At 72.3% G+C, this 12274-nt stretch carries 12 protein-coding genes; 6 read left to right on the top strand and 6 right to left on the bottom strand.

The features are described 5' to 3' along the window. Nucleotides 1-231: 231 nt before the first annotated feature. Entirely contained in the window at nt 232-1380 is a 1149-nt protein-coding gene (locus tag ACQPY0_RS39080; RefSeq protein WP_432972725.1) for a S8 family serine peptidase, read from the top strand. A 147-nt stretch (nt 1381-1527) separates the two neighbouring features. Here ACQPY0_RS39080 and ACQPY0_RS39075 read toward each other — a convergent pair whose 3' ends face one another. Next, nucleotides 1528-2514, bottom strand: coding sequence for a phosphatase PAP2 family protein (locus tag ACQPY0_RS39075; protein WP_432972722.1), 987 nt, complete (start codon nt 2512-2514; stop codon nt 1528-1530). An 87-nt stretch (nt 2515-2601) separates the two neighbouring features. Here ACQPY0_RS39075 and ACQPY0_RS39070 point away from each other — a divergent pair, with 87 nt between their 5' ends. Together ACQPY0_RS39070 and ACQPY0_RS39065 are read left to right on the top strand one after the other, a co-directional pair. Further along, on the top strand, nt 2602-3840 hold the full coding sequence (locus tag ACQPY0_RS39070; protein ID WP_432972719.1) for an MFS transporter: 1239 nt from the start codon (nt 2602-2604) through the stop codon (nt 3838-3840). Between the two features lie 25 nt (nt 3841-3865). Further along, complete coding sequence (locus tag ACQPY0_RS39065) at nt 3866-4069, top strand: hypothetical protein (RefSeq protein WP_432972716.1); 204 nt, start codon at nt 3866-3868, stop codon at nt 4067-4069. A 9-nt stretch (nt 4070-4078) separates the two neighbouring features. Here the strand turns inward: ACQPY0_RS39065 and ACQPY0_RS39060 are convergent, their stop codons facing one another. The 5 genes from ACQPY0_RS39060 to ACQPY0_RS39040 all read right to left on the bottom strand — a co-directional run bounded on the left by ACQPY0_RS39060 (nt 4079) and on the right by ACQPY0_RS39040 (nt 8684). Continuing rightward, nucleotides 4079-5329, bottom strand: a complete 1251-nt coding sequence (locus ACQPY0_RS39060) for an EAL and HDOD domain-containing protein (protein WP_432972713.1) — start codon at nt 5327-5329, stop codon at nt 4079-4081. A gap of 31 nt (nt 5330-5360) precedes the next feature. Continuing rightward, nucleotides 5361-6587, bottom strand: a complete 1227-nt coding sequence (locus ACQPY0_RS39055) for an EAL and HDOD domain-containing protein (RefSeq protein WP_432972710.1) — start codon at nt 6585-6587, stop codon at nt 5361-5363. Between the two features lie 52 nt (nt 6588-6639). Then, nucleotides 6640-7317, bottom strand: coding sequence for a GNAT family N-acetyltransferase (locus tag ACQPY0_RS39050; RefSeq protein ID WP_432972707.1), 678 nt, complete (start codon nt 7315-7317; stop codon nt 6640-6642). Nucleotides 7318-7326: 9 nt separating this feature from the next. Then, nucleotides 7327-7923, bottom strand: a complete 597-nt coding sequence (locus ACQPY0_RS39045; RefSeq protein ID WP_432972704.1) for a hypothetical protein — start codon at nt 7921-7923, stop codon at nt 7327-7329. A 101-nt stretch (nt 7924-8024) separates the two neighbouring features. Next, the gene (locus tag ACQPY0_RS39040) at nt 8025-8684 is read right to left on the bottom strand and encodes a hypothetical protein (protein WP_432972702.1); all 660 of its coding nucleotides are present in this window, start codon (nt 8682-8684) and stop codon (nt 8025-8027) included. Nucleotides 8685-8704: 20 nt separating this feature from the next. Between ACQPY0_RS39040 and ACQPY0_RS39035 the strand changes: the two genes are divergently transcribed. The 3 genes from ACQPY0_RS39035 to ACQPY0_RS39025 all read left to right on the top strand — a co-directional run bounded on the left by ACQPY0_RS39035 (nt 8705) and on the right by ACQPY0_RS39025 (nt 12261). Next, entirely contained in the window at nt 8705-8896 is a 192-nt protein-coding gene (locus ACQPY0_RS39035) for a hypothetical protein (protein WP_432972699.1), read from the top strand. A 20-nt stretch (nt 8897-8916) separates the two neighbouring features. Then, nucleotides 8917-10143, top strand: a complete 1227-nt coding sequence (gene serA, locus ACQPY0_RS39030) for a phosphoglycerate dehydrogenase (protein ID WP_432972697.1) — start codon at nt 8917-8919, stop codon at nt 10141-10143. A 423-nt stretch (nt 10144-10566) separates the two neighbouring features. Further along, nucleotides 10567-12261, top strand: a complete 1695-nt coding sequence (locus tag ACQPY0_RS39025; RefSeq protein ID WP_432972694.1) for an ABC transporter substrate-binding protein — start codon at nt 10567-10569, stop codon at nt 12259-12261. The last annotated feature ends 13 nt before the right edge of the window (nt 12262-12274 follow it).

The following is a 12274-nucleotide window of genomic DNA, read 5'->3' as shown; positions in this document are numbered from 1 at the left end:
CCGGCTCAGTCTCGCCATACCTGTCGCAGTCCAGCTCACGGATACATGCCGATGACATGATTCTTGGGACATCGAAGCGCAGCCCCTGCATGCTCATGCCGAAAGTCGGGTCCGGAGCGTCGGGATCGTCTCAAGCTATATGTCGAATGCCAGCTTGGTGTCATGATCATTCGACATGATTGTTGAGACCGGACAGCTGTTCGGCGCGCCCCCGATAGCGATGGGAGATCGATGATGCGCGTGCTGCGCCCGGTGGCATTGGCCGCGGCCCTCGCTGTGATGGCGGCGACCCCGGTGGTGGCCGCGCCGGCGGCCTCCGCGCAGACCATGCGGGACCGCCAGTGGTACCTCACCACGCTGGACGTCGCCGCCGCGCAGAAGATCACTCAGGGCGAGGGCGTCGTCGTGGCCGTCCTCGACAGCGGCATCGGCAAGCACCCCGACCTCGACGGGCAGGTGCTCGCCGGCATCTCCTACCTCGGCGACGACAACAGCCTGGCCGACGACTCGGGCCACGGCTCGGGCATGGCCGGTCTCATCGTCGCCGAGGGGGGCAACGCCGACCATCTGCTCGGCATCGCGCCCGAGGCCAAGGTCCTCTCGGTGCGCATCATGACCGGCAGCGCCCCGGCCCCGGGCACCTGGACGCGCATCCCGGATGCCATCCGGTGGGCCGTTGACCACGGCGCAAAGGTGATCAATATCTCGGCGGGCGGCCAGGTTGAGGCCGGCGGCCTGGAGGCCGTGCAGTACGCGCTGGACCACGACGTGCTCGTCGTGGCCCTGACCGGCAACGCCAAGGAGTTCCCCGGCCGCACCGCCGTCCTCGAGCCGGCCAGCTTCCCGGGCGTGCTGGCGGTCACCGCCGTGGACCGCGACAGCAAGGTGTGGGACGGGGCGCTGCACGGGCCGCAGACGGTGCTCGCCGCACCGGGTGTGGACATCCCGATGGTCTCCGCCGCCGGCGGCGGCCGCGTCGTCGGCTACTACGAGTCCACCAACGGCACCAGCAACGCGACCGCGATCGTGTCCGGGGCGGCGGCGCTGATCCGGGCGAAGTACCCGCAGCTTCCGGTGAAGGACGTCGTGCAGCGGCTCATCGCCACGGCCGACGACGCGGGTGCGCCCGGGCGCGACCCCGAGTACGGGTACGGCCGGCTGAACCTGGTCAAGGCGCTCACCGCCGACGTGGCGCCGGTCGCCGCCAACCCGCTGCTCTCGGGCGTGCAGGGGGCTCCCGACGTCGAGGCGGGCAGCCACACGTTCCCCAACGCCCTCGGCGATGCGATGATCCAAATGCTGATCATCGGCGCGGTCTGCGTCGGGGTGCTGCTGCTGGCCGGGCTGATCCTGCTGCTGACCCGGCGCCGCCGGACCTGAGCGCGCTCAGCCCTCGCGGATCGTGCGATCCAGTCGTGCACCACCGTCGTGGCCCCGCCCACGACCATGATCCGCGGAGTCCGCAAGGTAAGTCTGACCATATGCCCGCCCGCCCGCGCAGACCTACCTTGCGAGCTATTGCTCAGACTAGGGGTTGAGCGGGACGGTCTTGGGCTCCTCGCTCAGGCGCACCGTGCGCTCCGGGTCGAAGGGCGCGGCCGGGGCCGGGGGCTCGTCGTCGAACTCGTCCTCGGCGGGCGGGACCCATTGCGGTACGACTCGATGGACCGTGGCCAGGACGCCCGCGATGACCAGGCCAGCGGTGCCGGCGATGCCCAGCGCGCCGCCCGCGTAGGCGGCGAAGAGGCGGCGGCGGCTCAGGTCGTCGACGGCCTGGGAGATGACGTCGTCGGTGAGGTACAGGGAGAGGGCGGCCCCCGCCAGCAGGCCGGCGGCGATGAGCGCCAGGAAGGTCGTCGTGTAGGTGCTCGCCGGGCCGTAGGTGACCCCGCCGTGGCGGCGCTGGGCGACGACGATGAACACGGCCGCCACCGCGGCCCAGGCTCCGACGACCAGCAGGGCCGCGACCGCGTCGCTCGGGCGGTGCCAGCCCGCCGAGAGCGTGGCCACGCCGACCAGCGCGGCCAGGGCGGCGCCGACGAGCGCGACCGGGCCGCGGGCCTTCGGGGGCACGACCAGCAGCAGCGCGACCACGACCGAGGCGGCGACCGTGGTGTGGCCGCTGGGCAGGCTGTTGCCGGCGGCGACCCGGTCCACGTCGACGCCCAGGTGCGGGCGGTAGATGAGGTCCTTGAACACCTGCGTGGTGGCGTTCGCGCCGCCGATGAGCAGCACCACGCCGACGGCCAGGGCGAGGCGGCGGCGGGCCAGGGCGATGAAACCGATGGCGATCGTGGCGACGGCCAGCGACACGACCGAGATCGTGCTCAGGGTGTCGTGGACGAACAGCGTGATGTGGGACCGGCCGATGCTGTTGCCGGAGATGGCGACGTAGTCCAGGCGCTGGCCGTGTTCGCTGTGCACGAAGAACCGCCAGACCGCGACGAAACCGGCCGCCTGGACGGCCGCCGCCACCAGCAGCCACCCCGCGAGCCCGACAGGCCACCCACGCATGGGTGGCAAGATAGCCCAACTACGCCACTTTGCGCTCATCGCGGATTTTCTTGCCACGGGCGTACCCCATGGGATCGGCTGTCACCCATGCGCTCGACGCCCTACTGGCCGGTCCTCACCCACCCCGTCCTGCGGCGCGTGCTGCCCGGCATCGGTGTGTCCGCGCTCGGTGACGGCATGTCGCTGGTCGCGATCAGCTGGCTCGCCCTGCAACTGGCCCCCTCCGGCGCGCGGGGCGCCTGGGTGGCGGCGGCGGTCGCGGCCTACTCGCTGCCCAGTGCCCTCGGCGGCGCGCTGCTCGGGCGGTACCTGCGCCATCGCCCCGGCGCCCAGCTCGCCGGCTGGAACGCGATCCTGCGCGCGAGCGCCCTCGCCGCGATCGTGCTCGTGCACGCGGCCGGGGCCCTGCGGCCGTGGCTGTACGTCGCGCTGCTCGCGGCCTCGTCGCTGCTCGCGGCGTGGGGCTCGGCGGGGCGGTACACCCTGATCGCCGAGACGCTCCCGCCCGAGCATCACCTCGCCGCGAACGGGGTCCTCGGCGCGATCGGCGAATGCGCCACGATTGTCGGCCCGCCCCTGGCCGGCCTGCTCATCGGCTGGACGGGCGCGGCCGCGGTGCTGGCGCTGGACGCCGCGAGCTTCGCGGTGCTGGCGCTGACCTTCAGGGCGGCGGTCGTACCACGCAAACCCGACGCGACCGGCCCCGCGCCCGGCCTCGGCGGGCGCACCCAGCGCGGCCTGATCGCCCTGTCACTGCTGTTCTTCCTGTTCTTCGGCCCGTTCTACGTCGCGCTGCCGCTGCACGTCGCCGACGACCTGCACGCGTCGGCGACCCTGCTCGGGGCCTACTACACCGCGTTCGGCATCGGCGCCGTCGCCGGCGGGCTGGCCACCGCGTACCTGCGCCGGCTGTCGCTGTGGCCGGCGACGATCGGCATCGTGCTCGCGTTCGGCGCGGCCTTGCTGCCGCTGGGCCTCGGCGCGCCCGCGGCGGTGAGCCTGCCGGCGTTCGCGCTGGGCGGGCTGTGCTGGGCACCGTACCTGCCGACCGTGCTGGCCCTCTTCCAGCGCACCACCGCGCCGGCGCACCTGCCGCAGGTGCTCGCCGCGTTCGGGTCGGTCGCCGCGATCGCGATCCCGCTCGGCACGGCGGCCGGCGGCCCGCTGGTGACCGCCCTCGGCGCCGAGCACACGCTGCTGGCGAGCGCGATCGCCACGATGCTGCTCGGCGTCGCGGCGGCAGCTGTCATGATCGTCGGGTCATTGCGGGAGAAGTCAGGTCATTTGCGCGAGAAAACGCACCCCGGTGGGTATACGGAACGTTGACCGGGGCGAGGAGGCCGTTACGGACATGGTGCTCGTGGGCTACACGGTCGAGGCGACCGACGGCGAGGTCGGCGCGATCGACCGCAGGACGTACGAGGGACGGCAGGTGCTGGTCACCCGCGCCGACGGGGCCCTGCTGAAGGTGGACGTGAACACGGTCGAGCGGATCGATCACCGCGACCACAAGGTCTACCTCGGCGTGAGCCGCCGCGAGCTCACGCCCCGCTGACCCGGCCGTTCAGCGGTTGGCGGGCTCGGGCTCGCCCAGCGAGGCGTTGGTCCAGCGCAGCGCCGCGAGCAGGTCCCCGGACAGGTCTGAAACCGGATCGGCGACGTCGGTGGTCGTGCCCTGGTACTGCCGCACGTCGCGGAGAACCTCGCCCAGTTCGCCGCGGCCGTGGACCGCGTCCACGACCTCGGCGGTCAGCGGGAGCTGGTCGGTCAGGCCGCCGGCCGTGGCGCCCAGCAGGTCCGCGATCGCGGAGAGCAGGCCGACGGTGAACGCGGCCGGGCCCGCGCCGGCGCCGCGGCGCTGCGCCACCGTCTGGCACATACGGGCGCGGACCACCGCGCCGGTGAGGACGGATTCGTCGCCGTCGGCCAGGTCGGCGACCACCATCAGCGTCGCCCACTGGCGGACCTGGGGGATGCCCACCAGGACGACGGCCTGGAAGATCGACGAGACCGGCTGCTTGAGGCCGTTCGCGGCCGCGTTCACGCCGCGCAGGATGCGCACGGCCAGCGCCGGGTCACGCTCGATCGTCGCCACCGCGCGGTCCAGGTCGACGTCCTCGGCCGCGAGCTCGGCCAGCAGGCGGACGCGGGCCACCCGGGTGGGGTTCAGGGCGTGGGTGGTGACCAGGTGCGGGCGGCTCAGCGCGTGGCCCTGGAAGAGTTCGAAGCGGTGCCGGATCGCCAGCTCCAGCAGTTCGGGGGTTTCGATGCGCTGGGCGATCAGGCGGATGCGCGGGGCGCGCCGGCACTGCTTGACGAGCCGGGCGATCCGGTGCCGGTCGCCGGCCAGCATGTCGATCTTGACGTAGTGCACGTGCGGCAGCAGGCGGGCCGTGGCCGGGTCGCCGTCGAAGCCGTCGATCGCCAGGCGGTGGCCCTGCCCGGTCAGCGCGGCCGCCGCCGCCACGACCTCGTCGTCGACCTCGATGCCGGCCGTCAGCTCCAGGCCCACGCGGCCCGGCGGGAACGGCAGGGGCAGCTCGCCGACCAGGAACTCGCGGGTCAGGTTGACGAAGCACGTCTTGTCGCCGACCAGCTCCTCGATGCCGAACGCGGTGAACGCCTCGACGATGACCCGGCTCGTGGCGGCACTGTCGCGCACGGTCGCGTGGTGCACGTGCGGGCCGTCGCGAAACAGCAGCTCGTACGCCGCGACCTGACCGCTCGCGTCGTAGAGGGCCTGGCGACCGATGTGCACGGGGCGGGTACGCTCCACGCCGATACATCGGCCGGAAGCGGGCGAAATGTAGATCATGCGGCGAATCAGGACCGGCCGGGACCGCGGATCACGAGGCGGGGCGGGATCTCGGGGCGATGATCTGGCCGGTGTAGGCGACCGCGTCGAGGTACGCGCGGGCCGTATCCTCCACCGGCAGCGGCGCCGCCAGCAACATCGGCAGGTCGGAGGCCTCGTACGCGGCGACCAGCGACAGCAGCTCGCCGAGCGGGCCGGCGCCGGCCACCAGCGCCTCGGTCACCTCCTGGCTCAGCGACAACCGCACCGCCAGCTCGGCCGCGGGCTGGCCCAGCAGCTCGGCGACCGCGGAGACCAGCCCGACGGTGAACGCGGCCTCGGGCGGCAGGTCCATGCGCCCGGCGATGTTCTGGCACATCCGGGCCCGGGTGATCGCCGCCGACAGCTGGTGCGTGCCGGGGTCGTCGAGGTCGCTGACCAGCATGAGCGTGGCCCAGTCGCGCAGCCGGTCCACGCCGAGCAGCAGCACCGCCTCGTGGACGGAGGAGACCTTGACCGGCAGGCCCAGCGAGTCGGCGTTGGCGGCGGCCGTCAGGCGCAGGCTCAGGGCCGGGTCGCTGGTGACGAGGCCGACGACGCGGGCCAGGGGGATGCCGGGGCCGACGAGGAGGCTCAGCAGCTCGACCCGGGCCAGTCGCGACGGCGAGAGGGCCGCGGCGCTGACGACCTGGGGGCGGCCCAGGACGTACCCCTGGAAATAGTCAAACCCGAGCGCCCGCGCGAGATCGAGCTGCTCCGGTGTCTCCAGCCGCTCCGCGACCAGCTTCACGCCGGCGTACTTGCGGCAGCGCTCCACCGTCGCGTCCAGCTTCTCCGGCGGCGTCTCGAGCACGTCGATCTTCACGTACGCGGCCAGCTCCAGCAGCGGCTCGTGCCCCAGGCCGAAGACGTAGTCGTCGAGCGCGATGCGGAACCCCTGCCGGACCAGCCCCGCGACCGCGGCCACGACGGCGTCGTCGATCTCGACGGTCTCGAGGATCTCGAGCACGACCTGCTCGGCGTCGAAGGGCAGCGGCAGTTCCCCGACGAGAAACTCCCGGGTCAGGTTCACGAAGCACAGCCCGCGCCCGCACAGCGGCTCGATGCCGATCTCGGTGAACGCGGTGATCAGCACCCGGCTGGTGGCGTAGGCGCCGCGCTCGTCGGCACCGACGGCCCCGGCGTCGCCGCGGAACAGCAGCTCATAGCCGTGGACGTCGCCGTCCCGGTCGAAGATCGGCTGGCGGCCGACGTGCACGGCACCGGAAGCGGGGAACATACCGCACTCATCGTCCCGGCCGGCGGGGATCTGCGGATTTCCGGCGGTTCCGTTATGCGGCCGCGCCGGCCAGGGCGTGGACCTTCCAGCCCAGGTCGGCAAAGCCCGAGGCCACCGCCACGTGCGCGCTCGCGGTGTTCGCGGGATCGTGCAGATATATCGGTACGGCACGATCCGCCACGATCCGCCGCGCCGCCCGGGCCACGAGCCGTCTGGCCAGGCCCTGCCCGCGGGCCCGCTCCTCGGTGCCGACGGAGATCTCGATCCCGGTGGCGTCGTGCGGCTTGAGCCCGACGCCGGCGAGATAGTCCCCTGAGCCCGGCTCCCGCGCCACCAGCACCTCGCCCGGGAACGGCCGCAGCCAGTCGGGCAGGCCGGGGGAGTCCGAGGGCTCCCACTTCCCCGCGTCCGGCAGCGCCGCCGGCGCCTCGCTCCAGCGGAACACCCCGGTGAAGAAGTGCTGCCCGGGCCGGTCGACGAGGGCCGGCAGCCGCTCGGCGAGGACCGCCTCGAGCTCGCCCGGCGTGGTCGCGGCGACCAGTTCGGCGACCGCGTCGCGGCTGGCGGGCGGCACGCAGAGCACGCCGCGGCCGTCCGCGTCGGTCACGCCGAGCGCGCGCTGCTCGCCGCCGTCCCAGCGCGGCTGCTCCCGCAGCGGGCTGCCGACCACGACCAGCCCTCCGGTGGACGGCCAGCTTCCGAGCCACGCGCGCAGGAACCGATCAAGCACCCAAGCATCTTAGGGTTGCTGACGGTACTGCGCGTTCATCACCTCGGCCACGCGCCGCGTCCAGTCCGCGGGCCCCTCGACGGTCCAGTTCTCCCCCAGCGCCATGAACAGCGGCCGGCCGCCGTCGGCCAGGCTCGACCACTGGGCCTCGACGTCGCTGTGGATCGCGTACACCCCGACGCCGACCTCCTGCCCGGCGGCCTCGCAGCGCCCGCGCCCCAGCGCCGCCGAGGCGTCCACCGGCTCGTAGCCGGTGCACGGCAGGCCGCGGCGGTCGAGGTACTCCACCAGCGCCTGCGGCGAGGCGAACCGCTGCGGCGCCGTCTCGGCGGCCTCGGCGGGCTTGCGGTCGATGCGCCCGATGAGCATGACCAGCACCGCCCCGGCGATCACGACACCGACGGCGAGCGCGGCGATCAGCCCGGCGGGCGGCCGGTGGATCGGGTGCTGGCGCGGGGGTGGCGGCGGCAGCGGCTGGGTGGCGTCGTCCGGGTCCGGCGGGACCGGCATCGGCGACGGCAACGGCTGGGTGGCCGCGGTGTCCGGGTCGGGGCTCGACGAGGGCGGATCCAGGTGGTCGAGGGGCTGGAGGGGCTGCTCGGTCACGCGAGAAAGCTACCCTGGCCCGTTGCCAGACTGAGCATGTCCGAACGTACAGATCTGCTCAGGGACTTATGGGCATCCGCACACCGCCACCTCGGCCCGGGTCAGGCGGCCGGCAGCGACACGGCGATCTCCTCGCCGAGCCGGGCGCCGCCGGTCAGCTCCAGGTCGTCACCGCTCCAGAATTTGCCCGGGTCGTACCAGTTCGCGCGCTTCTTCTTCGCCAGCAGCCCCATCTCCTCGTACGTCACGGCGACGACCTCGGCGCAGTACGCGGTTTCGAGGGATTCAGCTTGGTAGGGGCCGGCCAGAGATACCGCTCCGCTGGTGGCCTCGCGCAGGTGGGGCAGGCGGCCCTTGAGCCAGCGCCCGGCCAGGCGCGCGGTGGACGGGAACGGGGTGCCGTCGAGGCGGGCGACGGTCCGCAGCACCGCCTCCTCCATCGCCGGGCCGACCTCCGGGAACAGCTGGCGCAGCCAGGCCCGCTGGCCGTAGCGGCGGCCCCAGACGAGGACCGCGTCGCGCAGGTCGTGCAGCTGCACCCCGCGCTGGCGGTGACCGGTCCACATGTCGGGCAGCGACCGGCCCATCTCCGCGTGCCACATCAGCGGCGGCATGTCGTCGAGGACGACCGCCATGCCCACGTGGTTGACCGGGCTGTTGGTCAGGGTCTGGATGGCGCGGTCCGCGGTCGTGCGGCCGCGGAACACCCACAGGTCACCCGTGCGCGTCATCCGCACGGCCTCGTCGAGATCGACCATCACTGGTACTACCCTAGGGCCTCATGCGGATCAAATGGTGGAAGGTCGTCGGCCTCGCTGGTGTCGTCGGCGTGGCGGCGACGGGGGTCATCGTGGCGCGGGCCGAGCGCAAGCGCCGCGCGTACACGCCGGAGGAGATCCGGGAGAAGCTGCGCACCCGGCACGCGATCGCACAGGACCCGACGAGTCGCGGCTCACGTAGTAGTGACTCCTGAGGTCACATAGGGTAGGTGATGTGCAGCCACTGACTTCCCAGGCCGACCCCGTGCGGGTCCTGTTCCTCGAAAACATCCACCCGATCGCGGTCGAGCGGATGCGCTCCGAGGGCTACGAGGTCGACACCGTCGGGCGCGCGCTCGACGAGGACGAGCTGATCGCGAAGCTCGACGGGGTACACCTGCTGGGCATCCGCTCCAAGACCCAGGTCAACGCCGACGTTCTGGCCTCCGCCCCGCAGCTGCGCGCGATCGGCGCCTTCTGCATCGGAACCGACCAGATCGACCTGCGCGGCGCGGCGGAGTCCGGCATCGCGGTCTTCAACGCCCCGTTCTCCAACACCCGCAGCGTGGTGGAGCTGGCGATCGCCGAGATCATCGCGCTGACCCGCCGGCTCACCGACAAGAACGCCGACATGCACAACGGCGTGTGGAACAAGGACGCCGAGGGTTCCCACGAGATCCGCGGCCGCGCCATCGGCATCGTCGGCTACGGCAACATCGGCACGCAGCTGTCGGTGCTCGCCGAGAACCTCGGCCTGCGCGTGTACTTCTACGACACCTCCGAGAAGCTGGCGCTGGGCAACGCCGTGCGCTGCAACTCCCTCGACGAGCTGCTCGAGGTCGCCGACATCGTCACCCTCCACGTCGACGGCCGCCCCGGCAACAGCGGCTTCTTCGGCGAGGAGCAGTTCGCCAGGATGCGCCCCCACAGCATCTTCCTGAACCTCAGCCGCGGCTTCGTCATCGACCACGACGCCCTGCGCCGCCACCTCGACAACGGCCACCTCGCCGGCGCCGCGGTCGACGTGTTCCCGAAGGAGCCCAAGGCCAAGGGCGACGAGTTCGTCTCGGCCCTGCGCGGCCTGCCCAACGTGATCCTGACCCCGCACATCGGCGGCTCGACCGAGGAGGCGCAGTCGGACATCGGCTCGTTCGTGGCCGAGAAGCTGCACAAGTACATCGCCGAGGGCTCCACCACCCTGAGCGTGAACCTGCCGTCGCTGAACCTGCAGCAGCTGCCGGACACGCACCGCATCGCCCTGCTGCACCACAACGTGCCGGGCGTGCTGGCCGACGTGAACAGCATCTTCGCCGGCCACAAGGTCAACGTGGAGGGCCAGATCCTGGCGACCCGCGGGGAATACGGCTATCTGCTCTCGGACATCGCGGTCAACTACCCGCAGGAGATCCTGACCCAGCTGGCCGGCATGGCCACGACGGTCCAGCTCCGCGTCCTGTCCTGACCTGACCGACCACCGCCGGGCGGGTCGTCGCCTCCAGAGCGACGGCCCGCCCGGCGTCCGGGCCGATCACCGGCATCCGCCACGCCCGCTACCGCGGCATCGCGAAAACCCACCTCCAACACGTATTCTCCGCCGTCGCCCTCAACCGCGAGGTTCGGCGCTGACCGGTGCCTCCCCGATCACCACGGCGCTCATCGCCGCGTCGTTCCGCTCGCCCCGGGCCGCCGACGCGCTGCGCGAGTTCTGGCGGGACCGCTTCACGCGCTGTGCCGGGATCGTCGCGCGGGAGTTACTGGTCGCGGCGACGGCCCCGCTGTACTTCCGGATCGTCCTGATGCGGGAGGAGGCCGACCCCGACGCGTGGGCCGACCGTGCGACGATTGGGTTACTCTCAGTTGCATGATGGCTACTTGGCGTGTCGGCTTGCTCGCGATCGTCCTGGTGCTCGGCGGGTGCGGCGGCCAGCACGACTCCGGCGAGGAGGGCTCCGCCGTGGCCGGGTTCGACGCCGGGATCACCGGGATCGTCAACCCGTCGGACACCCCCGGCGGCACGCTGCGGCTGGCCAGCGCCAACGACGTCGACTCGTGGGACCCGGCGCGGTCGTACATCAACGCCGTCTACAACCTGCAGCGGCTCTACGTGCGCACGCTGCTGACCCCGGCGGCCGAGCCGGGGACCGTCGCCCTGGTGCCGGACCTGGCGAAGGGCCAGCCGGAGGTGTCGGCCGACGGCCTGACGTACACCTTCCGGCTCCGCGACGGCGTGCGCTTCGAGGACGGCAGCCCGATCCGGGCGCAGGACGTGAAGTACGGCATCGAGCGCCTCTTCGACCAGGACACGCTGTCCGGCGGCCCGACCTACCTCATCGACCAGCTCGACCAGGGCCAGCACTACCCCGGGCCGTACTCGGCGACCGGGGACCTCAAGTCCGTCACCACGCCCGACGACCGCACGATCGTCTTCCACCTCGCGGAGCCGTTCGCCGACTTCCCCTACCTGCTGGCCATGGGCGTCGCCGCGCCCGTGCCGCAGGCGGCCGACACCGGCGAGCGCTACGGCGACAAGCCCGTGAGCTCGGGGCCGTACCGCTTCGAGAGCATCGACGCGGGCCGCAAGGTCGTCTGGGTGCGCAACGCGGCGTGGGACCCGGCGACGGACCCGGTCCGCAAGGCCCTGCCGGAGCGCATCGAGCTCACCATCGGCACCGAGCCGACCGAGATCGACCAGCAGCTGCTCGACGGCACCCTCGACGCCGACGCCGGCCAGGGCGGCGTGCAGCCCCCGACGCAGGCGAAGATCCTGCTCGACCCGGCCCTCAAGGCCCGCACCGACCGGCCGACGAACGGCTTCGTGCAGTACGCGGCGATGAGCACCCGGGTGGCGCCGTTCGACAACGTGCACTGCCGGCGCGCGGTGCAGTACGCGGTCGACAAGAGCGCCGTGCAGACCGCGCGCGGCGGCGGCCAGATCGCCGGGGGCATGCTCCCGCCCGGCATTCCCGGCTACGACGAGAGCCTCGACCCGTACCAGACCCTCGGCGGCAAGCCCCAGCCGGACAAGGCCCGCACCGAGCTGACCCGGTGCGGAAAGCCCGACGGCTTCTCGACCGTCATCGCCACCACCAGCAGCCCGCGCTCGATGAAGACCGCCGAGGCCGTGCAGTCCGCGCTCGCGCAGGTCGGCATCCAGGCGCGCATCGACCCGTCCGACCCGTCGCTCTACGCCCGTTCCGTCGTCGGCAGCCCGGAGAACGTGCACAAGAAGGGGTACGGCATCATCCTGTCGGCCTGGAGCGCCGACTTCCCGACCGGCTCCGGCTTCTACCCCACCCTCATCGGCGGCCGGGAGATCCTGCCCAGCGGCAACAACAACTACGCCGAGCTCGACGACCCGCTCATCAACAACCAGCTCGACGACGTGCGCACCATCACCGACCAGGTGCGCGCGGCCGGCGTCTGGCAGCAGATCAACGCCGCGGTCATGGACAACGCCTCGATGCTGCCGCTCACCTACGACCAGGTGCTCAACTACCGCAACCCGCGCCTGACGAACGTGTTCGTGAACCAGTACTACGGCACCTGGGACGTCACCGCACTGGGCGTCGCCAAGGTTTGACCGGAACCGTCCC

Origin of the sequence: Dactylosporangium sp. CA-233914 (assembly GCF_050942935.1) — a bacterium.
Lineage (GTDB): Bacteria > Actinomycetota > Actinomycetes > Mycobacteriales > Micromonosporaceae > Dactylosporangium.
Note: the sequence above shows the minus strand (reverse complement) of the source record. Positions and strands in the feature narration are given on the sequence as shown.